At 50.4% G+C, this 23,984-nt stretch carries 25 protein-coding genes and 1 riboswitch; of the genes, 21 read left to right on the top strand and 4 right to left on the bottom strand.

The window, feature by feature from the left end:
• Positions 1-78 precede the first annotated feature (78 nt).
• Positions 79-1,575, top strand: a complete 1,497-nt coding sequence (locus tag O4H49_RS05135; protein ID WP_269422362.1) for a malonyl-CoA decarboxylase — start codon at positions 79-81, stop codon at positions 1,573-1,575.
• A gap of 77 nt (positions 1,576-1,652) precedes the next feature.
• On the opposite strand, the gene O4H49_RS05130 is transcribed toward O4H49_RS05135, so the two are convergent.
• Positions 1,653-2,288: a peroxiredoxin gene (locus O4H49_RS05130; RefSeq protein ID WP_269422361.1), complete on the bottom strand. Its 636-nt coding sequence runs from the start codon at positions 2,286-2,288 to the stop codon at positions 1,653-1,655.
• Between the two features lie 183 nt (positions 2,289-2,471).
• Positions 2,472-3,464, bottom strand: a complete 993-nt coding sequence (gene hemB / locus O4H49_RS05125; RefSeq protein ID WP_269422360.1) for a porphobilinogen synthase — start codon at positions 3,462-3,464, stop codon at positions 2,472-2,474.
• Positions 3,465-3,713: 249 nt separating this feature from the next.
• Between hemB and O4H49_RS05120 the strand changes: the two genes are divergently transcribed.
• Together O4H49_RS05120 and O4H49_RS05115 are read left to right on the top strand one after the other, a co-directional pair.
• Positions 3,714-5,657 carry a bifunctional 2',3'-cyclic-nucleotide 2'-phosphodiesterase/3'-nucleotidase gene (locus O4H49_RS05120; protein WP_269422359.1) on the top strand — a complete coding sequence of 648 codons (1,944 nt, stop codon included), beginning with the start codon at positions 3,714-3,716 and terminating at the stop codon, positions 5,655-5,657.
• A 164-nt stretch (positions 5,658-5,821) separates the two neighbouring features.
• Positions 5,822-7,510: a methyl-accepting chemotaxis protein gene (locus O4H49_RS05115; protein ID WP_269422358.1), complete on the top strand. Its 1,689-nt coding sequence runs from the start codon at positions 5,822-5,824 to the stop codon at positions 7,508-7,510.
• A 109-nt stretch (positions 7,511-7,619) separates the two neighbouring features.
• On the opposite strand, the gene O4H49_RS05110 is transcribed toward O4H49_RS05115, so the two are convergent.
• Positions 7,620-8,918 carry an O-acetylhomoserine aminocarboxypropyltransferase/cysteine synthase family protein gene (locus O4H49_RS05110; protein WP_269422357.1) on the bottom strand — a complete coding sequence of 433 codons (1,299 nt, stop codon included), beginning with the start codon at positions 8,916-8,918 and terminating at the stop codon, positions 7,620-7,622.
• Positions 8,919-9,030: 112 nt separating this feature from the next.
• Positions 9,031-9,108: riboswitch (SAM riboswitch) on the bottom strand.
• 316 nt (positions 9,109-9,424) lie between these two features.
• On the opposite strand from O4H49_RS05110, the gene O4H49_RS05105 reads away from it, so the two are divergent.
• The 13 genes from O4H49_RS05105 to O4H49_RS05045 all read left to right on the top strand — a co-directional run bounded on the left by O4H49_RS05105 (position 9,425) and on the right by O4H49_RS05045 (position 19,677).
• On the top strand, positions 9,425-9,880 hold the full coding sequence (locus O4H49_RS05105) for a MarR family winged helix-turn-helix transcriptional regulator (RefSeq protein ID WP_269422356.1): 456 nt from the start codon (positions 9,425-9,427) through the stop codon (positions 9,878-9,880).
• A gap of 76 nt (positions 9,881-9,956) precedes the next feature.
• Positions 9,957-10,196 carry a DUF6898 family protein gene (locus O4H49_RS05100; RefSeq protein WP_269422355.1) on the top strand — a complete coding sequence of 80 codons (240 nt, stop codon included), beginning with the start codon at positions 9,957-9,959 and terminating at the stop codon, positions 10,194-10,196.
• 370 nt (positions 10,197-10,566) lie between these two features.
• Entirely contained in the window at positions 10,567-11,001 is a 435-nt protein-coding gene (gene rpiB / locus O4H49_RS05095) for a ribose 5-phosphate isomerase B (RefSeq protein ID WP_269422354.1), read from the top strand.
• 31 nt (positions 11,002-11,032) lie between these two features.
• Positions 11,033-12,325, top strand: a complete 1,293-nt coding sequence (gene glyA, locus O4H49_RS05090; protein ID WP_269422353.1) for a serine hydroxymethyltransferase — start codon at positions 11,033-11,035, stop codon at positions 12,323-12,325.
• 72 nt (positions 12,326-12,397) lie between these two features.
• Entirely contained in the window at positions 12,398-12,877 is a 480-nt protein-coding gene (nrdR, locus tag O4H49_RS05085) for a transcriptional regulator NrdR (protein ID WP_269422352.1), read from the top strand.
• Between the two features lie 30 nt (positions 12,878-12,907).
• Positions 12,908-14,023 (top strand): bifunctional diaminohydroxyphosphoribosylaminopyrimidine deaminase/5-amino-6-(5-phosphoribosylamino)uracil reductase RibD, encoded by a 1,116-nt coding sequence (gene ribD, locus O4H49_RS05080; RefSeq protein WP_269422351.1) that lies wholly within the window; start codon positions 12,908-12,910, stop codon positions 14,021-14,023.
• Positions 14,024-14,079: 56 nt separating this feature from the next.
• Complete coding sequence (locus O4H49_RS05075) at positions 14,080-14,694, top strand: riboflavin synthase (protein WP_269422350.1); 615 nt, start codon at positions 14,080-14,082, stop codon at positions 14,692-14,694.
• A complete protein-coding gene (ribB, locus tag O4H49_RS05070) occupies positions 14,687-15,832 on the top strand; it encodes a 3,4-dihydroxy-2-butanone-4-phosphate synthase (protein WP_269422349.1) in 1,146 nt (381 codons plus the stop codon). Before O4H49_RS05075 ends, ribB begins: the two co-directional genes overlap by 8 nt.
• Before the next feature lie 49 nt (positions 15,833-15,881).
• On the top strand, positions 15,882-16,328 hold the full coding sequence (gene ribH, locus O4H49_RS05065; RefSeq protein WP_269422348.1) for a 6,7-dimethyl-8-ribityllumazine synthase: 447 nt from the start codon (positions 15,882-15,884) through the stop codon (positions 16,326-16,328).
• Positions 16,329-16,343: 15 nt separating this feature from the next.
• Positions 16,344-16,826, top strand: a complete 483-nt coding sequence (gene nusB, locus O4H49_RS05060; RefSeq protein ID WP_269422347.1) for a transcription antitermination factor NusB — start codon at positions 16,344-16,346, stop codon at positions 16,824-16,826.
• A 15-nt stretch (positions 16,827-16,841) separates the two neighbouring features.
• The gene (thiL, locus tag O4H49_RS05055) at positions 16,842-17,828 is read left to right on the top strand and encodes a thiamine-phosphate kinase (RefSeq protein ID WP_269422346.1); all 987 of its coding nucleotides are present in this window, start codon (positions 16,842-16,844) and stop codon (positions 17,826-17,828) included.
• Between the two features lie 114 nt (positions 17,829-17,942).
• The gene (locus O4H49_RS05050) at positions 17,943-18,395 is read left to right on the top strand and encodes a hypothetical protein (RefSeq protein WP_269422345.1); all 453 of its coding nucleotides are present in this window, start codon (positions 17,943-17,945) and stop codon (positions 18,393-18,395) included.
• An 85-nt stretch (positions 18,396-18,480) separates the two neighbouring features.
• A complete protein-coding gene (locus O4H49_RS05045; protein ID WP_269422344.1) occupies positions 18,481-19,677 on the top strand; it encodes an MFS transporter in 1,197 nt (398 codons plus the stop codon).
• 6 nt (positions 19,678-19,683) lie between these two features.
• On the opposite strand, the gene O4H49_RS05040 is transcribed toward O4H49_RS05045, so the two are convergent.
• Positions 19,684-20,142, bottom strand: coding sequence for an outer membrane protein assembly factor BamE (locus tag O4H49_RS05040; protein ID WP_269422343.1), 459 nt, complete (start codon positions 20,140-20,142; stop codon positions 19,684-19,686).
• Between the two features lie 171 nt (positions 20,143-20,313).
• On the opposite strand from O4H49_RS05040, the gene O4H49_RS05035 reads away from it, so the two are divergent.
• The 5 genes from O4H49_RS05035 to O4H49_RS05015 all read left to right on the top strand — a co-directional run bounded on the left by O4H49_RS05035 (position 20,314) and on the right by O4H49_RS05015 (position 23,923).
• Positions 20,314-20,853, top strand: coding sequence for a ubiquinol-cytochrome C chaperone family protein (locus O4H49_RS05035; protein WP_269422342.1), 540 nt, complete (start codon positions 20,314-20,316; stop codon positions 20,851-20,853).
• Positions 20,854-20,987: 134 nt separating this feature from the next.
• Positions 20,988-21,545 carry a YceD family protein gene (locus O4H49_RS05030; RefSeq protein ID WP_269422341.1) on the top strand — a complete coding sequence of 186 codons (558 nt, stop codon included), beginning with the start codon at positions 20,988-20,990 and terminating at the stop codon, positions 21,543-21,545.
• Between the two features lie 95 nt (positions 21,546-21,640).
• The gene (rpmF, locus tag O4H49_RS05025) at positions 21,641-21,820 is read left to right on the top strand and encodes a 50S ribosomal protein L32 (RefSeq protein WP_083921914.1); all 180 of its coding nucleotides are present in this window, start codon (positions 21,641-21,643) and stop codon (positions 21,818-21,820) included.
• An 85-nt stretch (positions 21,821-21,905) separates the two neighbouring features.
• Positions 21,906-22,952: a phosphate acyltransferase PlsX gene (gene plsX / locus O4H49_RS05020; RefSeq protein WP_269422339.1), complete on the top strand. Its 1,047-nt coding sequence runs from the start codon at positions 21,906-21,908 to the stop codon at positions 22,950-22,952.
• A complete protein-coding gene (locus O4H49_RS05015) occupies positions 22,949-23,923 on the top strand; it encodes a beta-ketoacyl-ACP synthase III (protein ID WP_269422338.1) in 975 nt (324 codons plus the stop codon). Before plsX ends, O4H49_RS05015 begins: the two co-directional genes overlap by 4 nt.
• Positions 23,924-23,984 lie beyond the last annotated feature (61 nt).

Raw genomic sequence — 23,984 nt, 5'->3', positions numbered from 1 at the left:
AGTGATATCATGAGGATGGCCCTTGAAGATTAGTGCCGGAAGGCAAATCTTATTGAGCCAGATACCAGATGGAGAGTGATGATGCCAGAGACGAGTCAGCCGGTCGGTAGTGCCCTGTCCCATATTGCCGGCGCTTGGCGGGATATTGCCCAGAGCGCTTCCCGGACTTTGGGGTTGAGCAACTCGGAAACGTTGGTCGACAAGAAAAGTCTCAAGAAGATGATGGAAAGTTGCCTTAATGGTCGTGGTGGCGAGGTTTCTGCAAGAATGCGAACCGCAGAACTGGGGCAGGCCTACCTTGAGATGGATGAGGAAGGCCGCAAACTTTTTATAACTCTCCTCGCCAAAGATTTTTGTGCCAGCGAAGAGTTGATAAAACAGGCGATCTCTGAATTTGAAAGCTCAAGGAATGAAGCAGAGCGTGTGATTGCCGCGTACCATCTGCGACAGGCGGCAATGCCTGGCCGCCTGCAACTCCTGACCCAGTTTAATGCTCTGCCCAATGGGGTGAAGTTCCTGGTTGATCTGCGGAATGACCTGCTTGGTTTTAAGGGCAAGGACCCCTATCTCGAAGCACTTGACCAGGACCTGCAACAGCTCTTGAGCTCATGGTTTGATCCGGGGTTTCTGGATCTGGTTGAAATGACCTGGAACACTTCGGCGGCCCTTTTGGAAAAGCTGATCGCCTATGAAGCGGTGCATCAGATTACTTCTTGGGGGGATTTAAAAAACCGCCTGGATTCAGATCGGCGCTGCTATGCGTTGTTCCACCCACGGATGCCGGATGAACCTCTGGCGTTTGTCGAGGTCGCTCTGGTTAAAGGCATTGCCAGAAATGTACAGGATATCCTTGATGTGGAAGCTCCACTGGGGAATTCTCGCGATGCCGATACGGCTATTTTCTATTCCATCACCAATACGCAGACAGGTCTGCGCGGAATCAGTTTTGGTGAACAGCTGATCAAACAGGTCGTGCAACATTTGTCGCATGAAATGCCCTGGATCAAACGCTTCGCAACGCTGTCACCTGTCCCGGCTTTTCGCAGCTGGCTGGCGGATCTTGGCAAGGAGTTCTTCAGGGATGCGGTCACATCAGAAGAAATGGCGAACCTCAAGAAGAAAACCGGGGCTGAAGAAGCCAAGACAGCTATTTTCTTGTGCTTCCAGGACAAGGAATGGTTTGAGAACCCTGAATTGGCCGAGCTTTTAAGCGGCCCCTTGATGCGGCTTTGTGTGGCCTATTTTCTGGAGAAGGATGCCAAGGGTCGCGCCCTTGACCCTGTCGCAAGGTTCCATCTCAAAAATGGTGCACAACTTAATCAGATCAACTGGTTGGGAGATACATCCGAGAAAGGAATCGCTCAAGCTGCCGGAATGATGGTCAATTACAGCTATGATCTTGCCGAAATCGAGAAAAATCACGAAGGTTTTATGAACGATGGAACGGTTGCAATGAGCGCCCGGGTACGAAGTCACCTGAAACAACTCGGTGGTGCATTGGGCGAGGAGACAACCCTGCAGCGCTTGCGGAGGTCTATTATTGGCGGGCCACGGGCAGAGGCGAGTAGCAAATAATTTGTAACTTTCCGCTCAGCCTCACAGGTATAAAACTAAGCCCGGCTCTAAACCGGGCTTAGTCGTGAAGTGCCGTTTTATTTATTGGGTTGAGGCGTTACACGAAGATAGGGCTTATGTGCAACCCAGCCTTTGGGGAAGCGGTCTTTGGCTTCTGCATCACTCAGGGCAGGGACGATGATTACGTCTTCGCCGTCTTTCCAGTTTACAGGCGTTGCGACCTTGTAGTTTTCAGTGAGCTGCAGGGAATCTATCACCCGTAAAATTTCGTCAAAATTCCGTCCTGTACTGGCGGGGTAGGTAATGATCAGGCGGACTTTCTTGTTCGGATCAATAATAAAGACGGACCGAACCGTTAGCGTGTCGTTGGCATTGGGGTGGATCATGTCATAGAGGTTGGAGACCGAACGGTCCGCATCGGCGAGCAGAGGAAAGTTAAAGGGGTGTCCCTGGGTTTCCTCGATGTCACCAACCCAGCGGGTGTGATCGGAAAGCGGGTCTACGCTCAGGCCAAGAACCTTGACGTTCCGTTTCTCGAATTCGGGTTTCAGCTTGCCGACATAGCCCAGCTCGGTGGTGCAAACCGGGGTGAAATCTTTTGGGTGGGAAAAAAGAACTGCCCAGCTGTCGCCGACAAAATTATAAAAATTGATCGAACCTTCGGTTGAATCCTGAGTAAAATCGGGTGCGGTATCGCCCAGTCGTAAAGTCATTGTTGCCTCCAGGTTTTATGGCGGAGCGGTTGTTTCTACGCTCCTTTTAAAAGGGGTCGTATAGCACCCGCGCAAAGTCCGGTGCCTTAAAAATCAGCGCTGATCATAACCGGAAAGGTTGTGTATTAACAGTCATAACCGATTTTCCGATTTGCCTTTAAAAGACCTGCCTGTCGGACAGGATTATTTTAAAATTCTGGCAGCATCCAATGCAAAGTACGTAAGGACGGCATCGGTTCCGGCGCGTTTGAAGGCCATGAGGGTTTCCATCATCACAGCGTCATGGTCAAGCCAGCCATTGGCGGAAGCCGCCTTGATCATGGCGTATTCACCGCTGACCTGATAGGCCATGGTTGGCACACCGAAAGTACTTTTGATCCGCTGAATAATGTCGAGATAGGCAAGGCCCGGTTTGACCATGACCATATCTGCCCCCTGTTGCATGTCCAGTTCGACCAGTCGGAGGGCTTCCTCGCTGTTGGCGGGATCCATCTGATAGGTTTTCTTGTCACCTTTCAGCGCCCCTTTGGCGCCGACAGCATCGCGAAATGGTCCGTAAAAGGCGCTGGCATATTTCGCGGTATAGGACATGATTTTTGCATAGGTGTGGCCGGCTTCATCCAGCGTATCCCTGATCGCCCCAATGCGGCCATCCATCATGTCGGATGGTCCGACATAGTCACAGCCTGCTTCGACCTGGGCGAGGGCCTGTTTACAAAGAATTTCTACGGTCTCGTCGTTCAGGATAATGCCATTTCTGAGCAGGCCGTCATGACCATCAGAATTATAGGGATCAAGGGCAACGTCCCCGATCAGGGCGACATCCTTGTAATGTTTGCGAATGGCCCGGGTGGCAGAGCAGATAAGATTGTCCGGGTTATAGGCTTCGCGGCAATCAGGGGTTTTGGTTGCTGGATTGTTATAGGGGAACAGGGCGATTGCGGGGATGTCCAGATCAATGGCTTCACCAATGGCATCAACAAGACAATCAGGTCCGTAACGCTTGACGCCCGGCATGGAAGCTACCTCCGAGGAGCCATTTTCTTCCTGCAGAAAGACGGGCCAGATCAGGTCATCGACCGAGAGACGGTTTTCAGCCACAAGACGGCGGGTCCAGGCATCCGTGCGGGTGCGGCGCGGGCGGACAACGAGGTCCTGACTGTAGTTCCTATTCACTTGTTCTCTCCCAAGAGGATTCGTTTTGGCTACTTTCTCTCGTTCACTGGGGGATTGCAAGTTGGACAGGGGCATATCCCGTGAAATTTGGCGAGGCAGATCGTCGCGTTTCCACAGTACCGATACCTGTTTCGGGAATCTTGTGATGCACAATTAATCTGTAAAGGCGATGTCATGGATATACGCTTGGCAGGCAAGACTTTCGCTGGGTAGACTGACTGAACTGGAATTCATTCACAGGTGGTGTTTATGAAACGATATTTATTGGCTGGAGCAGCTGTTCTTGCCCTAGGTGTTACGACTGCTTTTGCGGCAGAAGTTCAGCTCCGTATTCTGGAAACAACAGATATCCACGTGCATGTGGTTGATTATGATTATTATCAGGATCAGGCTTCGGTAACTGTTGGCTTGGCCAGAACCGCCTCTCTGATCAAGGAGGCGCGCAGTGAAGTATCTAATTCGATCCTGATCGATAACGGCGATCTGATCCAGGGTAATCCGCTCGGCGATTATATGGCAAAGGAGCGGGGGCTGAAAGAAGGCGAGATCCATCCGGTTTTCAAGGCGATGAACCTGCTTGATTACGATGTTGGAAATCTGGGGAACCACGAGTTCAACTATGGCCTGGAATTCCTGAATGAAAGCATCGACGATGCTGCTTTCCCCTATATCTCTGCCAATGTTTTTGCTGATGATGGAGATGCTGATCCCACCAATGACAAGCCTCTGTATGACCCCTATGTAATCCTGAAGCGTGAAATGGTTGATGCCAGTGGGGTGAAGCACCCGATCAAGATCGGGGTTATCGGCTTTTTGCCACCCCAGATTACCCAGTGGGACGAAACCAATCTCAAGGGAAGGGCCGTAACCCATGACATCGTTGAAACGGCCCAACGATATGTGCCGCAAATGAAGGCTGAAGGCGCTGATGTTATTATTGCTGTTCCTCATTCGGGTCTGAGTGATGTGACGTCTCAGGGACGTGATGAAAACGCGACATACTACCTGTCGAAAGTAGAGGGACTGGATGCAATCCTCTTTGGTCATGCCCATAAGGTTTTTCCATCCGAAGACTATGTCGGCCTTGAAGGTGTTGATGTGGAAAAAGGGACGATCAACGGAGTTGCTGCAACCATGCCAGGGTTCTGGGGCAGTCACCTTGGTGTTGTAGACCTGACACTGGAGGTGGATGCGGAAGGAGAATGGAAAGTTGTCGACAGTAGGGGGACCACGCGTGAAATCTACAAGCGTGAGGGACGCGACAAAATCGCCCTGGTTGACGCTGATCCGGCAATTGCCGAGGCTGTTAAACAGGAACACGAAGAAACCATTGCTTTTATGGGAAAGGCTGTGGGAACAACACGAGCGGGGATCAATTCGTTTTTTGCCCTGGTTCAGGATGATCCTTCGATCCAGATCGTGACCAACGCCCAGAAATGGTATGTTGAAAAATTGATTCAAGGAACAGAATACAGCGGTATTCCGGTTCTTTCGGCAGGGGCGCCTTTCAAAGCTGGTGGTCGCGGAGGTGTTGACTATTATACTGACATTCCCGAAGGGCAGATTGCCCTCAAGAACGTGGCTGATCTTTATATCTATCCGAATACCCTTCGTGCCGTTTTGCTAAATGGTGCACAGGTTCGCGAGTGGCTGGAAATGTCCGCCGGTGCCTTTAACCAGATTGATCCAGACAACGCTGGCGAACAGGAATTGCTCAACAGTAATTTCCCCTCCTATAATTTTGATGTGATCGATGGGGTGGAATACAAAATCGATCTGACTCAAGCTGCCCGCTATAACAAGGAAGGTGAAGTGGTAAACCCCGACAGCCACCGGATTGTCGATATCAGCTACCAGGGAAAGCCGCTGGATATGGCAGCACAATTTATTGTCGCGACCAATAATTATCGGGCTCATGGTGGTGGAAGTTTCCCGGGTCTGGATGGATCTACTGTGATTATCCAGGCACCGGACGAGAACCGTACTGTCCTGGCCAACTATATCTTTGATCAGAAAACCCTTGACCCCAGTGCTGATGATAACTGGAGCTTTGCACCGATAACCGGAAATGTTCAGGTTGTTTTCGAAAGCACACCTTCTGGCCAGGAAGTTCTTAAGGTTTCTGATGCAGTGAAGTACCTGGGAGAAGGGAAGGAAGGTTTTTCAAAGTACAGCGTTGTTTTTTCTCAGTAAAAATGTGTTGTAAATTGTGATTTTGTTGGGTGAAGGGCTTGTCCCTTCGCCCTTTTTCTTTGGCAGGAATGATTAAATTTTCTGGATTTCAACTTTTAGTAATGAATTTTGTGGAGAATGGCAGTTTGATCACGCCAGAGAGGCAGGGCCTCACAGGAGAGAAGATGAACTGGTTCCACAATCTGAAAATCGTCCAGAAGCTAAGTGTCGGTTTGTCGGTTATACTGGCTATTATCTTGGCTTTTTCGGCCTTGATATATGTTGAAAACCGGGCGGTAGAAAAGGCAGCCAAACAAGCGGCCCACGCCTATGAGACAACAGTTGAATTGCGCAGTGTTCAGGTTCATCTGCTGAATATGACCTCGCTTACCCGCGGTATCATGGTCACCGCAGATGACTATCTTGTCGGGATTTTCAAAAATACGACAGAAGCCTTTGATAAGGATATTGAAAAGTTAATAGCTCTTTTCCAGGACGATCCTGAAGGCAAGGCTTTGGCGCAGGAGTTGAAAACCACAATTGTCAGCCTGCGAGACAATGTCTATGAAAAGCAGATTGCCCTTATGGCTGATCCGGCAACACACGAGCAGGCCAGAGAGATGGAGCGCAAAGGGGAAGGCTGGCCTTTCCTGGAGAAAGTGCTTAAAGCCGTTGATGAAGCAACAGAGCGTCAGCGCGGGATTCTGGATGAAAAAACCCTGGCTATGGATGCCGCTTTTTCCCGCCAGTCCCTGATCATTGCCATTTCGACAGGGTTGGCGATACTGGCATCGCTGGCGCTGCTGCTGTTCCTGGCCAAAAGCATTGGCGGACCAATCAAGCTGATTACCTCTACAATGCTCCGGCTTGCAGGAAGAGACATGGAAGTGGAAATCCCCCATGTGACCCAGAAGGACGAGATCGGCGAGATGGGGCGGGCCGTGGAAGTCTTTCGCGACAACATGGTGCAAGCGGACAAGATGGCCGTTGAACAGGAAACCCAGCGCGCCCGGCAGATCGCCAATGCTAAACGTCTGGAGGAATTGACAAGCGGGTTTGACAAAAATGTGGCATCGGTACTTGAAGCCGTTGAATCGGCCAGTCAGATAATGTCGAACAGTGCGACGGAAATGTCGGACATTTCAAACAATACCTTGTCAAAGTCAGCGACTGTGGTTTCTGCGGCTAATGAAGCGTCAGGGAATGTTCAGACTGTTGCTGCTGCAACAGAAGAGCTTCTGGCTTCTATTCAGGAGATATCGAATCAGGCTACCCGCTCCTCTGAGGTAGCCAGTAATGCTTCATCCATTGCAAATGATACCCAGGGGACTGTGCAGGAACTGGTTGCCAGTGCAGGACGGATCGGGGAAGTCGTCAAGCTGATCACAGACATCGCCGAGCAAACCAATCTTCTGGCCTTGAATGCGACAATCGAAGCTGCAAGAGCTGGAGATGCCGGAAAAGGCTTTGCTGTCGTGGCAAATGAGGTCAAGGGACTTGCCTCGCAAACAGCGAAGGCGACAGACGAGATTTCCAGTCAGATTGGCGCCGTCCAGGCGATCACTGAAAAAGCAGTGACTGCAATGGAGAATATCAGTCGGATCATCTCGGAAATCGAACAGACTGTTGGCAGCATCGCTGCAGCCGTTGAAGAGCAGACTGCCGCGACCCAGGAAATTTCACGCAACGTGAGTCAGGCTTCGACGGGGACCACTCAGGTTACGGAGTCAATGATGGAAGTGAATGATGCCTGTGAGCAAACGGGTAACAAGGCCAACACGGTGATCGATGCGGTATCCGAGTTGACCAAGCAGGCAGGTGGACTGAATAACGAAGTCCGGGTCTTCCTCTCGGAAGTCAGAAAAATAGGATAATTATTACCTCTATACAAAAAGATTGAGCCCAAAAAAGAGCAGGGAAGAATATTTTCTTCCCTGCTCTTTTTTTTTTTTAGTCATTAGAGTTAACACTCTAATTTAAGGCTTATTTACCAGTAGCTTCCAGAGCCTGGGTCAAATCGGCGATGATATCATCAATGTGCTCAATTCCGATGGAAAGGCGCACATAGCTTTCCGATATCCCGGTTGTCGCCTGTTCTTCAGCGCTGAGCTGGGAATGGGTGGTGGTGGCCGGGTGAATAGCCAAGCTTCGCGCATCCCCGATGTTTGCAACATGGAAGAACATCTTCAGGCCATCAATAAACTTGCGGCCGGCCTCTTTGCCGCCTTTGAGTTCAAAGCCGAGCAGGGCGCCGTAACCGCCTTTGAGGTACTGATCGGCCAGCGCGCGTTCCTTGCCTGTGGCAACACTTGGATGAATAACCTTCTCAACGGATGGGTGTTTGCAAAGGAATTCGGCCACAGCATTGGCATTCCGGCAGTGTTCACGCATACGTAAAGGAAGGGTTTCCATGCCCTGGATGAATTGGAAAGCATTCATCGGCGACATGGCGCAACCGAGGTCCCGAAGCAGGACAACTCGGGCGCGTATGATATAGGCAATAGGCCCGAGAGGTTTGACAGCTTCTGTCCAGACCGCTCCGTGGTAGCTGGGGTCGGGTTGGGTCAGAAGCGGGAAGCGTGCTGAGTTGGCCTCCCAATCAAAATTGCCGCCATCTACAATCATGCCACCGATAGAGGTTCCATGTCCGCCAATGTATTTCGTGGTGGAATAGACAACAACATGGGCGCCGTGTTCTATCGGACGACAAAGGATCGGCGCCGCTGTGTTATCCATAATCAGGGGAACACCGATCTCGGTGCCAATATCTGCGACTTCTTTGATCGGGAAAACTTTCAGGCGCGGGTTAGGCAGAGTTTCGGCGTAATAGGCCTTGGTATTTTCATCCGTTGCACGCCGGAAGTTTTCCGGATCAGACGGATCAACAAAGCGGACCTCTATGCCCATGTTGGGCAGAGTATTGGCAAAAAGATTATATGTACCGCCATAGAGTTCGGTCGAGCTGACAATATTGTCTCCGGCCTTCGCGACGTTCTGGATTGCCAGGGTACTTGCGGCTTGACCAGAGCTGACTGCGAGACCAGCAACACCACCTTCGAGGGCGGCAATACGTTCTTCCAGAACCGCAGTGGTCGGGTTCATGATACGGGTGTAGATATTGCCAAATTCCTTCAGCGCAAAAAGATTGGCTGCATGTTCAGCGCTGTTGAACTGGTAAGAGGTTGTCTGGTAGATCGGCACGGCAACAGCCCCGGTCTGAGGATCATTGCGATAGCCTGCGTGCAGGACAAGCGTTTCCGGATTTTTTGTCTCGATGGTCATGAAATCACCCGTTTTATTTGGTTTTCCAGAGAAAACTGATGCGCATGGACCTGGGGATTGCTAAGCGGAAGATTTAAGAAATGTCACAGAAAATCACGAGAAAGCAAAATGCGGATGGTGGCTTTCGGTCGTTTTAGCTGTATTTCTTAAGCGCCCGCAAGCTGAGCTCCAAATCAGCGCTAATGCGGGTAGTCTAAGTCAGGCCTGATGCTAGGAGCAAGATTAAAAATCTTTTGTTTCTGCAGCAAAAAACTGAGACAAGGTGAGGTCGTGGTTTTGTATCAATCAGCATCAAGGGGGGTGAAGTGAACCCTCATGATTGAAAATGATCAATAATTTTCTCCAGCGATGAATTTTAAATTGTTGAAATAGAAGAATATTATTCAAGTGTTTTGCTTTTTATAAAACGACATTGGGTTAATTCACCGTTAACGCCTCTCGCATAAGATATAACCAGATTTTTGAAAAGTTTATGGTTAGGTGAGGACATCGTGAAGGCCGCATATTTGCAAACTATCTCCCTGGTGGAACGCCTGCATCGGCAGTGTCTTGAGGTCGTAAAGGCTGAACTGGATCGTCGCGGCATAAGGGATCTGAATAACATTCAGGCCCTGATCCTCTACAACATCGGTGAAGAAGAGCTCTCGGTTGGTGAATTGACCCACCGTGGCTATTATCTCGGATCAAATGTTTCCTATAACGTTAAAAAGATGGTCGAGAACGGATATCTGAACCAGGAGCGCTCTGCGCATGATCGGCGGTCATTTCATGTGCGCGCTTCAAGTAGTGGCCTGGAAATCTATCATGCCATCTCCAGATTGTTTGATGCCCATGCTGAACAGATCAGTGGTGGTGTGGTTTCTCCAGAGGACTTAAAGGTGACAACCGCAACTTTGCATAGGTTGCAACTTTTCTGGTCGTCTCCTATGCCCCGTGGGGGAGGAGTCAACCCGGCTGCCTAGCAGAGGGGTTATGTTTGAATATTGTAATGGGCCTCTGTATAATATACGGAGGCCTTTTTGTTGAGGGTATCGAAGTGTGAGTAACTCTGCCCGTGATGTTATTATCGAGTTTGCCCAGGTAGGGGCCTACGTCAAGGTCAGCGCCTTTCACGAGGCAAGCATGACTGAGGTTTCTATTGTCGGGGACCCTCGTGAAACAGAGGCTGTTCTGAAAGCGACTGTTTTAAAAAAACTGTTTTTTGTTATGGGGAAATCTGAAAAAAAGGCCCGGGAAGGAACAACCAAAGCAAAAAAAGACCGGGGGATCGTTGTTTGATCCGGATTTTGGGAAGCCCGGTATAGACCTTGAACTTTACCCGGTAATAATATTACACATCCAGTCTGTTGTATTCAGTATCTGTGCCGTATCCAGCTGCTTAAAGTGGGTTTTTAAGCCTTTGACAGTTATTGCCTATGAAATGATCATGCCGCAGATGGTCTAAAAACTGTACGTTAATTGTCGTGCAGGCGGCAAAAGAATCATTTTATAACTTGTTGCGACAGTAAAATTTCAAGACAGCTTGTCACCTGACAATTTATCCTGTCCTTTTAGGAACGGGCTATATGCCATGCATTCTCTTTCCTTTGGAAAGGAACCTGTGGTATGTCATCTCCAAGCTTGATTGAGATAACAGATGTGCGGGCAGATGAGTAAAAAAACAATCGTTCTGGCTTCAGACCATGCAGGATATGAGCTGAAAGACAGTCTGAAAGAAGACGTTATTGCACTAGGCTATGACGTTCTCGATTTGGGAACCAACGGACCAGATTCTGTGGATTATCCGGATTTTGGAACCGCTCTGGCAAAGGCAATCCAGAACGGGGATGCTGAAACCGGAATTCTGGTTTGCGGGTCTGGTATCGGTATTTCCATTGCTGCAAACCGTCATGCGGGTATTCGCGCTGCACTCTGTCACGATGAGACACTGGCCCGTTTATCGCGCGAGCATAACGATGCCAATGTTCTGGTCCTGGGAGCCAGAACAACAGGTATTGAGGTTGCGAAAGCTTGCCTGAATACTTTTCTGAACACCGAGTTCGCCGGCGGACGTCATCAGCGTCGCGTCGAAAAACTCGGATAAATAATCACCTTTACCTGAGAGTGAAGTTGCCATGAGCTTAGATACAAAAACCTTCTTCACTGCGCCTTTGGCTCAGACAGATCCGGAAATCGCAGCAGCAATCAACCACGAGCTTTCCCGTCAGCAAAATCAGATCGAACTGATTGCGTCGGAAAACATTGTATCCCTGTCTACCATGCAGGCATTGGGAACTGTTTTGACCAATAAATATGCGGAAGGTTATCCAGGCCGTCGCTATTATGGTGGTTGTGAACATGTGGATGTTGTCGAAGATCTTGCAATTGAGCGTGCAAAAAAGCTGTTCGATTGTGCCTATGTCAACGTTCAGCCACACTCCGGTGCGCAGGCAAACCAGTGTGTTATGCTGGCTCTGGTAAAGCCGGGCGAAACGATTATGGGGCTTGATCTGGCCTCTGGTGGACATCTGACCCACGGTTCACGTCCAAACCTTTCCGGTAAATGGTTTAATGCTGTTTGTTATGGCGTGAGCCCTGAAACCAACGAGCTTGATTTCGATGAAATCCGTAAACTGGCTGTCGAACACAAGCCTAAACTGATCATTGCGGGTGGATCTGCTTATCCCCGTATTATCGATTTCGTGAAGTTCCGGGAAATTGCAGACGAAGTCGGCGCATATCTCCATGTTGATATGGCACATTTTGCCGGTCTGGTTGCTGCTGGCATTCATCCAAGTCCTTTGCCGCATGCACATGTTGTGACCACGACGACCCACAAGACCCTGCGCGCAGGCCGTGGCGGGATGGTTTTGTCTAACGATCTCGAGATCGGTAAAAAAATCAACTCAGCTGCCTTCCCTGGTCTGCAGGGTGGTCCGCTGATGCACTGTATTGCCTCAAAAGCTGTCGCTTTCAAAGAAGCTCTTGATCCTGCGTTCAAGGACTACGCCAAACAGGTTGTCAGTAATGCCAAGACTCTGGCTGCCACACTTGTCGAAAATGGCTTTGCCATTACAACTGGTGGCACAGATACGCATCTGATGCTGGTCGACCTGCGCCCCAAGGGACTGACAGGAAACATCGCTGAAGAGAGCCTCGACCGCGCTGGTTTGACTTGTAATAAAAACGGTATTCCGTTTGATCCAGAGAAACCAATGGTGACTTCCGGTATTCGTTTGGGGACACCGGCAGGGACCACACGTGGCTTCAAGGACGAAGAATTCAAGAAAATTGGTCTGTTGATCACTAAAGTTCTTGATGGACTTGCCGCAAACCGCGAAGATAACTCCAAAATCGAGGCGGAAGTGAGAGAGGAAGTGCAGGCGCTTTGCCGGGCATTCCCGATCTATCCAAATCTGGAGATCTAAATAGTACTCCGGGTTACGCTTCGTTGTGAAACGTAACCCGGATCACCTTTCGGGGTGAAACAGTGAGGAAATATGCGCTGTCCGTTCTGTAGTAGTGAGGAAACGCAAGTCAAGGACTCGCGACCAACAGAAGATCATGCAGCCATTCGCCGTCGTCGGCAATGTGCGAGCTGTGGCGCTCGGTTTACGACCTTTGAGCGGGTTCAGCTCAGAGAGCTGACCGTTATCAAGGGAAATGGCCATCGCGAACCTTTTGATCGGGAGAAAATTTCCCGTTCAATGAACATCGCTTTGCAAAAAAGAGATGTTGAGCGGGACCGGATTGAACGTGTTGTCAGCGGTATTGTCCGGCGACTTGAATCCTCTGGAGAAAGTGAAGTTGCATCTGATCTGATCGGTGAACTGGTCATGGATGCTTTGGCAACACTTGATCAGGTTGGCTATGTTCGTTTCGCCTCGGTGTATCGGGATTTTAAAGAAGTAAGTGATTTCGAAGACTTTGTCGGCCGGCTCGGGGACGATATTGAAATACTTGATCGGGATCCCTCGTAAACAATCCTCATTTAAAGTAGAATTGCCTACATGTCTGGCGATCAACTCACGACTGACCTTCAACATATGAATGCTGCTCTGTCTCTGGCCGGGCGCGGTCTTGGACGTACGGCTCCAAATCCGGCGGTTGGCTGTGTGCTGGTCAAGGATGGAAGGGTGATTGGACGCGGCTTTACCCAGCCGGGAGGACGCCCCCATGCCGAAGTCGGAGCTCTGGCCCAGGCGGGGGCACAGGCGCGCGGAGCAACGGCCTATGTCACACTCGAACCCTGTGCGCATCACGGGAAAACGCCTCCCTGTGCTGATGCACTTATTGCAGCCGGGATCCGACGCTGTGTTGTTGCTGTCGAAGACAGCGATGTGCGTGTTAAGGGGCGGGGACTTTCCCGAATGCGTGAAGCCGGCATTATTGTCGAGACCGGTTTATGTCGTCAGGAAGCAGAAGATCTCAATGCCGGATTTTTTCTCCGGATCCGCCATGGACGCCCGCTGGTTACCTTGAAAGTTGCAACAACTCTGGATGGCCGGATTGCAACAAAGACGGGTGAAAGCAAATGGATCACCGGCGAAGCAGCCCGGCGGGCCGGACAGATGCTGCGCGTTCGTAATGATGCGATTCTGGTGGGGAGCGGTACGGCTGTTCTTGATGACCCGCGACTGGATGTCAGGTTAAAGGGGCTGGAAAACGCGTCACCTTTAAGGGTTGTGATGGATGGTCGGCTTCGACTGCCTCTGACCCATGATCTGGTTGCGACGGCGACAACGCGTCCGACACTGTTGATGACGCTGGAAGGCAATGATCCCAATCGCCTGCAGGCCTATCGTGACGCGGGAGTAGAAGTTGTTACGCTATCACGGGATACCCAGGGCTATATCGATCCGGGAATGGCGCTGAGGGCGCTCGGGGATCGCGGTATTACCCGGATTCTGGTTGAAGGCGGCAGCCATATTATCGGCTCTTTGTTTCAGGCGGATCTGGTCGACCGGATTGTCTGGTTTCGCGCGGCCAAAATCATTGGCGGAGACGGGATTGCTGCTTCAGTGGGCTTCGGCCTTGAACGGCTTGAGCTGGCGCCCAAGTTTAATTTGACCAGTGTTTCAAAACGGGGTGATGACATTATGGAAAGCTATCGCCGAGAGCTTTGACCCAACGGACGATCTTTGATTCAACAACGCATAAACTCTGAAGGCACGATTCACGCATGTTTACCGGAATTATTACAGACCTGGGCTCGGTTCGCGACATTGAGGAAAAGGGAGATAAGCGTTTTGTTTTCAATTGCGCCTATGACATGGACACTGTGGATATCGGGGCATCCATTGCCTGTTCCGGGGCTTGCCTTACTGTCGTGGGCAAGGGAAACGGCTGGTTTAGTGCGGATGTTTCTGCCGAAACGCTTTCAAAAACCACTTTGGCAAACTGGCGGGTTGATACATTGGTGAACTTTGAACGGGCCTTGCGTCTGGGGGATGAGCTCGGAGGACATTTGGTGTCCGGACATGTCGATGGTGTTGCATCGGTGGTGCGTATCGTTGCAGAGGGTGATTCCAGGCGATTTACCTTTGAGGCACCGGAAGAACTGGCAAAATACATTGCTCCCAAAGGGTCTGTTGTACTGGATGGTGTGTCTTTGACTGTTAACGAAGTTGAAGGCAATCTATTCGGAGTCAATATTATTCCCCATACAGCCGAGATGACGACTCTTGGTCAGTGGCAGGTTGGTGAATATAGCAAAGGCGATTGCCTGGTTAATCTTGAGATTGATCTCTTGGCACGCTATGTCGGGCAATTACTTGAAAGGCAGCATAATGGGTGAAACACAAGCCGGAAAAGGTGGCTCGACTGCATTCAGCAGTATCCTTTCTCCTCCCGAAGAGATCATCGAAGAAGCCCGCAATGGGCATATGTTTATTCTGGTTGATGATGAAAATCGGGAAAACGAGGGAGACCTGGTAATCCCTGCCCAGATGGCGACCCCTGAAGCGATCAATTTTATGGCAAAATATGGTCGAGGTTTGATCTGCCTTGCCCTGTCTAAAAAAAGAGTTGAAGAACTCGGTCTGTCCTTGATGGCACAAAAAAACGGCACTCGACACGAGACGGCCTTTACGGTTTCTATCGAAGCCAAAGAGGGGGTCACAACCGGGATTTCTGCGCCTGACAGGGCAAGAACAATTTCTGTTGCGATTGACCCCGCTGCCAGTGTTGCCGACATTGTGACACCCGGCCATGTTTTTCCGCTGGTGGCACGTGATGGAGGTGTTCTGGTCAGGACAGGCCATACAGAGGCCGCGGTTGATATTGCGCGTCTGGCCGGGCTCAATCCGGCTGGTGTTATCTGCGAGATCATGAACGATGATGGCACCATGGCGCGTCGTGATGACCTGATCGATTTTGCCAGAACGCACAAGCTGAAAATTGCCACGATTGCTGATCTTATTGCTTACCGCAGGAAACACGATCATCTGGTCGAACGTACACTGGAAAGCACCTTCGTGTCCGATTTCGCAGGCGGTTTCAATCTGGCGGTTTACGTCAGTAAAACGACCTATGCAGAACATATTGCGCTCTGGAAAGGTGAAATCCGTTCAGATCGACCTGTAATGGTCCGTATGCATGCTCTGAATGTTCTGGATGATGTGCTTGGGGACAGTCGCAGTGGCAAGGCGGGTGATCTGCACAATGCAATGAAAATGATTGGCAAGGAAGGAGAAGGCGTGGTTGTTCTGATCCGTGAACCTTCGCCGAGCAGTCTTTCCGATGCAATCAGGACACGGATTGGGCAGGCCCCTACTGGAAGTCATGATTTGCGTGATTATGGCGTTGGGGCACAGATACTTCTTGATTTGGGTGTCGGGGAGATGATTCTGCTCACCAATTCAGAGAAACACATCGTAGGGCTTGACGGATACGGTCTTTCTGTTGTTGAACAGCGTCCAATCGATGAAGCGTGAACGGCAACTGCCGATCATCCTTCCAATATTTCTAACAAGGTACCAGTGAATGACTGATAAACCACATGTTCTGATTGTCGAGGCTCGCTTTTACGAGGCGATTGCCGACGAGATGAAAAATGCAGCTATTGCCGAGCTGGAAAAAGACGGCTGTAGTTACGAGGTTATCGCGGTAGCAGGTGCATTTGAATTGCCTGCAGCTATCAAGTTTGCCTCGCAGCGTAAATCTGGCCGGGCTTTTGATGGCTATGTGGCTCTTGGCTGTGTTATCCGTGGCGAGACAAGTCACTATGACTATGTCTGTGTTGAAAGTGCCCGTAAGCTCCAGGATCTGGCGGTCGACTCAAATATGGCAATTGGCTATGGTGTTCTGACGGTAGAGAATGAATCTCAGGCCTGGGCTCGAGCCCGTCAGTCAGAAAAGAACAAGGGTGGGGCTGTAACCCGGGCGTGCCTTGATATGATTGCACTGAAACGCCTCTATGGTGTGGCATAAAGGACTCCTTATTCCGTGACTGATGAAACCCCGAATTCCCCTCCGAGTGCCAGTTTGAAGAAGAGTATGGCGCGGCTTGCCTTGATCCAGGCGTTGTTCCAGATCGAGTTTAACGAAGCGAGCGCCAAAACGGTGCTGAATGAGTTTCTAAACGGCAGAATTGACGAGGAAATCGACGGCCTCAATCTTGCTGCTCTTGATCAGAACCTGTTCATCCAGCTCTTCAAGGGGGTTAACGAAGAACGCGCGCTTCTCGACGATATGGTCAGCTCGGTTCTGGACAAAAGCTGGCCAATGCATCGGCTTGATCCTTTGCTCCGGCTTGTGATGGTCGCTGGTGCTTATGAAATCCAGCAGCGGACTGATACACCGGTAAAGGTGATTATCTCCGAGTATGTGGATGTGGCGCATGCCTTTCTTGGTGACAAGGAAACGGCAATGGTGAATGGCGTTCTTGATCGCTTGGGTCATAGCCTGCGTAAGGACGAGTTTTCCTGAAAGTAGGCTGACTGCGTGGAAAAAAGCGAATTTGATCTGATCAAAAGTTATTTTGCTCCTCTGGCTTCGGGCTATGAAGAAGCATTTGATCTGCTTAACGACGCGGCACTGATCTCCGAAAAACCGCAAGCCTCAACGGTTGTGACAATGGACACTCTAATCGCGGGTGTCCATTTTCTTATGTCTGATCCGGCAGGCGACATTGCGCGGAAGTGTTTGCGGGTCAATCTGTCGGATCTGGCTGCGATGGGGGCGGCGGCATTTGGCTACAGCCTTTCCATGGCTTACAACAGCCAGATTGATGTTGGTTGGGTCAAGGAATTCACGACTGCGCTGGGCGAAGATCAACAGAGGTTTTCCTGCCACCTCATCGGGGGGGATACCGTTGTTACTCCCGGGCCGCTCACCATCACCATTACATGTTTTGGGTCTGTTGCCCGCCATCAATGTTTAAAACGAAACACGGCTGAAGTTGGAGAAGATGTCTGGGTCAGTGGTGATCTGGGCGATTCTGCTGCGGGTTTGAAGTTGTTGAACAAAGAACTTGATGTGTCTGACGCAGAGGCGAGGGCGCAGTTAATTCATCGGTACCGCGTCCCTGAACCACGGTGTGACCTGGGGATAGAGTTGCTCCAGAACGCCATTTCCCGAACAGCTATGGATGTATCGGATGGCTTGCTGGCTGATCTTGGCCATATTGCCCGCGCCTCCAACATCGCCGTCGAACTCTATGAAGACAAAATTCCACGATCAGCGGCTTTTTCTGCGCTGATGTCCAGCAGTCCTGATCTGGGGCTGGCGCTTGCTGTGACAGGGGGAGATGATTATGAAATTGTCTTTACTTCAGATCCCGCGCAGGAACAGGCGATACAGGAATTATCAAGGAAGCTGTCCTTGAAGTTATCCAAAATTGGCAAGGTCGTTTCCGGCCATGGGGTTCGATTGATATGCCGAAATGGAAAAACTTTTCTTCCAACAAAGGCGGGCTGGACACATTTTTAATGTTTCCATGCGAGAATCTTTGCCATACTCGCCAAAATCCTTTTCAGGAGATCAGTTTAGCTTGTGACAAAACAGGTGCCAGGATCCTGAAGTAAACAATGAGCTGGTGGTTTAATGAAAAAAATAATCCTTGTCCTTGCTGTTTTGCTCCTGTTGGGAGGAGGGGCAGCTGCGGCCTGGTGGTTTTTCTTTAAGCCTGCGGACGGTGCAGAGGACGTTGTCGAGGCTCCGCCGGAAATCCCTTCCGGTTACCTTGAGTTTGCTCCCATGGTCATTCCACTGATCAAAGAAGGGGTTGTTACTCACCATGTAACCGTGAAAATTGTTGTAGAGGTGCCGGAGGGGGAACCGCTCATCAATACCGAGCGCTGGAAGATCAGGTTACGTAATGACTTCATGGCAGAGCTGCACGGGCTTTATAATTATCGCTATTTTACCAAAGAAGGTTATGCGACCCCCGTTATCCAGAATCGTCTGGTTATTGTTGCCCAGAAAGTGATGGGCAAGGATACAATCAGAGGGGTTGAGCTGATTGTAGAGAATATCTCAAAACCTTCTAATAGTTGAGATAATAACTTGCTGCTTGTCTGATTCTCTCTTGGAAAGCTGGTTTCTTCCTGTATATGGTTTATCTCCTTTCTGAGAGAAATGCATGACAGAGCGCGATCCAACCAAAGCGAATGTGTTTTTTCTGGCAATATGCCAGGCACTGGGAATGAGCTGTGGCTCCATGTTGATCTCCATGAGTGCACTCGTGGGGACGACATTGGCCGAGGATAAGTCTAACGGAACATTGCCGTTATCGTTGCAGTTCATTGGTATGATGGTCTGTGCCTTGCCGATTTCCTATCTCATGAAACACTACGGGCGCCGGGCAGGCTTTTCCCTCGGTGCTGTTTGTGGCGCGCTTTCAGGATTTTTTTCAGCTCAAGCGATTCTCGACGGTAACTTCCTGCTTTTTTGCCTCAGCTCGTTTCTTTTCGGGGCCTTTATGTCGACAGTGGCCTACTTCCGCTTTGCCGCGGCAGATACAGCAACCGAGGAGTTCAAGAGCAAGGCAATCTCACTGGTTATGGCAGGAGGTGTGATTGCCGCTTTTGCTGGCCCGGAGCTTGCCAAGTGGTCCAAGGAGATGGATTTTTTTGGACCGGTGCTTTTTGTCGGAAGTTTTTATGCGATTTCGGTCCTCTGTCTGTGTACCCTGGTGATCATCCAGTTTATCGATATCCCCCGGCTGCAGATACATGAAATTCAAAGCAGTGGTCGTCCAGTCATCGAGATAGCCCGGCAACCGGTGTTTTTTGTTGCTGTGCTGAGTGGAATTGTCAGCTATGCCTGCATGAACCTGATCATGAGCATAACACCGGCCGCGATGATCGCCTGTGCTCATCCCTTTGAAGCCGCGGCGACCGTAATCCAGTGGCATGTGTTCGCCATGTATGCCCCGTCGTTTTTTACCGGAACACTGATCCGCAAGTATGGTGCCGTGCGTATTCAGTTGCTTGGTGTGTGTTTCCTGCTTATTGCCGCTTCCATCAACCTGAGTGGGGTTGCTTTGGAGCAATTCTGGTTTGGTCTGGTTGCGCTCGGCCTGGGGTGGAATTTCCTCTACGTCGGCGGCAGTACAATGCTGACGGACTCCTATCGCCCGGAAGAGCGGGCAAAGATCCAGGCATTTAACGAGCTTCTTGTGTTTGGGGTTGTGGCCACGACAGCTTTTGGGTCGGGGCAGATCTATCAAAAACTGGGTTGGGATGCCGTCAACCTGTTGGCTTTTATCCCGATCATCCTGTTTTTGCTTGTTCAGTTGTCTTTCAGAAGACAGCTGAACAAGCGTGCGATTGCCTAGAATCGGCTATTTATTACCGCCTGGATTGAACTTGCCGAGGTTGCCCAACAGTTGCTGAATGATGGTCAGGTCCTGACCTTCGGTTGGTGTTTCCCGGGTGACGGGATCAATAACCCGACCATCTTCAAGCGCGTAGGCATGGGATTCTTCAAGCATGCCATCGGAAGAGAACTTTACAATCAAAACGGTACGATCCAGAACGACCGGGTCATAGAAGGCTGTTTTTTCAACTTTTTCACCGATGTAGTACCAGACCTGGTCTTGAAAGGTGGAGAGAGTTGAAGGAGAGCCCAGTCTATCCGCAACGTCACGGCGGGTATGGACGCCCTTTTCCAGAGAGCTGACTTCTTCGGGGTCCGGGAAGTTTCCCCGCACAGAGACACTGCTCTCGCAAGCCCCGAGAAGCAGGGGGAGTACCAGTCCGGCAAGGAAAGACTTTGTGCGTAGGGAGAAACTCTGCGACATGACCAAACTCGAATAGAGGTTAAAAATAATTTGCTGCAATGCTCTTTAGCATAAAGGCGGTTCTTGATAAACCTACCGCGTAGAGATCGCAAAAGGTACAGGCACTATATCCCCCCTGTTTTCTTTTTCGAGTCATAAATCAATGCTCTTTGAAGCAGAGGACTGAATAAATTGTTCAATAAGCTCTTTGGTCGCAATCGGGAAGATGATGCGGTGCATGATCTTTATGTATCACTTGTGACGCAGGCAAGAAACGAGACTTTCTTCCGCGAGTTGGGCGTGCCTGATAGTCTGGATGGCCGGTTTGATCTGTTAACGTTGCATATGTTTTTGGTCCTGCGCCGCTTGAAGGCTCAACATGAACATACAGCCGGATTCTCGCAGAAACTATTTGATTTGATGTTTCGGGATATGGACCTCAGCTTGCGCGAAGCCGGGGTCGGGGATGTTGGGGTTGGAAAACGTGTGAAAGCGATGGTACAGGGGTTTTATGGCCGGATCGCCGCCTATGAAGAGGCGCTGGGATCGGGGCGTGAGGCGCTGTCTCTTGCTCTGCAGAGAAATCTCTATGGCACGGTCGAAGTCAATCAGGAATCCCTTGAGCGTATGTGCGGTTATATTGAGGAACAACAAGCGGCTTTAGCTGCGATCGATGTTTCAGAAATTCTGTCCGGGAAGACAGGATTTCGGGGTATGCCTGATCTGCAATAAAGGCTATTGACCCACGTTAAGGCTGAACCTATTGTGCGCAGCCTTGCCCTTTGTGGTAAAGTTATGGGGTCTTTCGTGTAAAATAATACGATTTGCCGAGGTCCCTTTGTTCGCCATGGATCAGGAGTGCAGCGATGGTATCGCGGTACGAGAACGAATTTTCGCGGCGTTATCCTGCAGACAGGATCCAGGCGCGTTCCCAGGTTATTGAACTGAAGGCCAAGCCAGAAGAATGTGCAGCACTTGCACGGCGGTTTGATTTGGTCGAGTTGAATAACCTCTCGGCGGTTCTTAATCTGGAGCCAAAGGGGAAAGGTTCGTTATTGTTGGTAACGGGGCAATTAAAAGCGGATGTAATCCAGGCTTGTGCTGTTTCGGCAGAACCAATTATATCTTCTCTTGATGAAAGCTTCGAGATTCTCTATAGCTTTGACCCAGTAGACGAAGCTGGTGATGAGATACTTATAGATATGGATGCCGAAGATCCGCCAGAAATGGTAGAACTTCAGGGAATAGATTTTGGCGAAGCTGTTGCACAACAGCTGGCTGTGATGCTGGACCCTTATCCACGTAAATCTGGAGTTTCCTGGGATGGTGAGTCTGTTGATGAGGCTCCTGACGAGGAAAAGGCACCGCAAACGGAAAAACATAACCCGTTTTCAGTGCTGAAAGACCTTCAGAGTAAAAAGTAAGTTGGCGTTACCGTCATTAGGGCTTGCCGTCGCGGCTCTTATTGGCTAAGAAGCGGCGAGATTTTTTATTAAAGCTACATGCGAGAGTTAGAGCAATGGCTGTTCCAAAGAGTAAAGTTAGTCCTTCCCGTCGTAACATGCGTCGGGCCCATGATGCACTTGCACCAAGTGTGCACCAGGAGTGTTCAAACTGTGGTGAGCTAAAACGCCCACACCATGTTTGCGCTTCTTGCGGTCACTATGATGGCCGTGACGTGGTTGAAGCCGAAGCCTGAGACTAGTCTGACAAGTCTTATGTGATGGGCCGATCTTTATGGTCGGCCTTTCTTACGTGGTCCAACTCGACAAGACAGGAAGCCAGTGAGCGCTCGTATAACCATAGCCTTAGATGCAATGGGTGGAGATGACGCACCGGGTATCGTCGTTCAGGGAGCAGAAATTGCATCCCAGAGATATCCTGACGTCCAGTTTCTCATTTTTGGTCACGAGAAGGAGGTTCTGCCTCTTATCGAACAAACGACCAGGCTTAAAAAAGTTGTCGAATTTGTCCACGCTGACGACAAGGTGCTCAGCGATGACAAACCTGCAGTAGCATTGCGCTCCCGCAGGAAGTCGTCGATGCGCCTTGCCATCAATGCTGTCCATGAAGGCCGGGCTGACGGAATCGTCTCTGCCGGCAATACGGGTGCTTTGATGGCAATGTCCAAGTTCGTCCTGAAAACGCTTCCCGGCGTTGATCGTCCGGCGATCGCTTCCTTTTTTCCAACGCTCCGAGGGGAATCCCTCATGTTGGATCTCGGAGCGAATCTGAGCTGTGATGCTGACAATCTTTTCGATTTTGCTGTAATGGGCAATGCCTTCGCCCGCTGTGTTCTCGGTGTTCAGGAGCCTTCTGTTGGTATCCTCAACGTCGGTTCAGAGGATGTGAAGGGGCATGAGTATCTGCAGGTTGCCAGCAGTATGTTGCGACAGGCAGACCTGCCAGGCGAATTCGTCGGTTTTGTCGAGGGGGATGACATCGGCAAGGGAACCGTCGATGTGATTGTTACAGATGGTTTTACCGGCAATGTCGCTTTGAAAACCGCCGAAGGTACCGCCAAGCTCATCAGCGAATTTTTCCGGCAAAGTTTTAAAAGCAGCCTGCTGGCAAGCCTTGGGTACATCCTGGCAAGCTCAGCTTTGGGCAAGCTGAAAAAACGCGTTGATCCCCGGCTGTACAATGGGGCTATCTTCCTTGGTTTGAACGGGATTGCTGTGAAAAGCCATGGAGGAACCGATGCGGTTGGCTTTGCCAATGCAATCGCGGTTGCTGTGGATATGCGGCAGCAGGATATAATCAAGAAAATTCGCGAGGATTTCGATTCGCTTACCCGCGAAACACTGAATGAACAGGCTGCATTTGAATGATGATACGTTCCGTAATAAAGGGCTGTGGGTCGTATTTGCCAGAACGTATTGTCACCAATGACCAGCTGGCGGAACGGGTAGATACTTCTGACGAATGGATACAACAGCGTACCGGTATTAAACACCGCTATGTCGCGGGTGAAAACGAGCTGACATCTGATCTGGCCACCAAAGCGGCAAAAGCTGCTCTGGAACATGCAGGTATCGATGCTGTGGCTGTCGATCTGATTGTTTGCGCGACAGCTACGCCGGATGAGACTTTCCCGGCGACAGCGACTGTTGTACAGAAAAATCTGGGAATTTTCCGAGGGGCCGCTTTTGACCTGCAGGCGGTCTGTAGTGGCTTTGTCTATGGACTTTCTGTTGTTGACAGCATGATCCGTGCGGGGCAGGCCAAGACAGTATTGCTGATCGGAGCGGAGACATTCTCCAGAATTCTGGATTGGGAAGATCGTTCTACCTGCGTGCTGTTTGGTGATGGTGCTGGTGCTGTAGTTCTTCAGGCAGAGGAAGGATGTGGGGAAAATCAGGATCGGGGTATTCTGAACACTCATATCTATTCAGATGGCCGATATCACGATGCGCTCTATGTTGATGGGGGACCTTCTTCGACGGGTGTAGCCGGATTCTTGCGTATGGAAGGCAAGGAAGTTTTCCGGCAAGCTGTTTCCAGAATGCCGGAATCCATTGATGCTGCGCTGGAGAAATCCGGACTTGTTGCCGAGGATATTGACTGGCTGGTTCCACACCAGGCAAACATCCGTATTATCGAGGCAATGGGCAAAAAATTACGCCTGCCTAAAGAGCGGGTTGTTATTACTGTTGATAAGCATGCCAACACTTCGGCGGCTTCTATCCCGCTGGCTTTGACAGAAGCCGTCTATGATGGCCGGATCAAGCAGGGCGATATGATCATGATGACCGCCATGGGTGGTGGATTTACCTGGGGCTCTGCGTTGCTGCGCTGGTAAAGTAAATTGGCTTCTTACGAGGCCCTTCTCAGATAAAACTTGTCATTTCACGTGAAGTCGA

The sequence above is a fragment of the Kiloniella laminariae genome, from assembly GCF_027214005.1.
GTDB classification, from domain to species: Bacteria; Pseudomonadota; Alphaproteobacteria; order Kiloniellales; family Kiloniellaceae; genus Kiloniella; species Kiloniella laminariae_A.
This window is presented reverse-complemented; position numbering and strand designations above follow the sequence as displayed.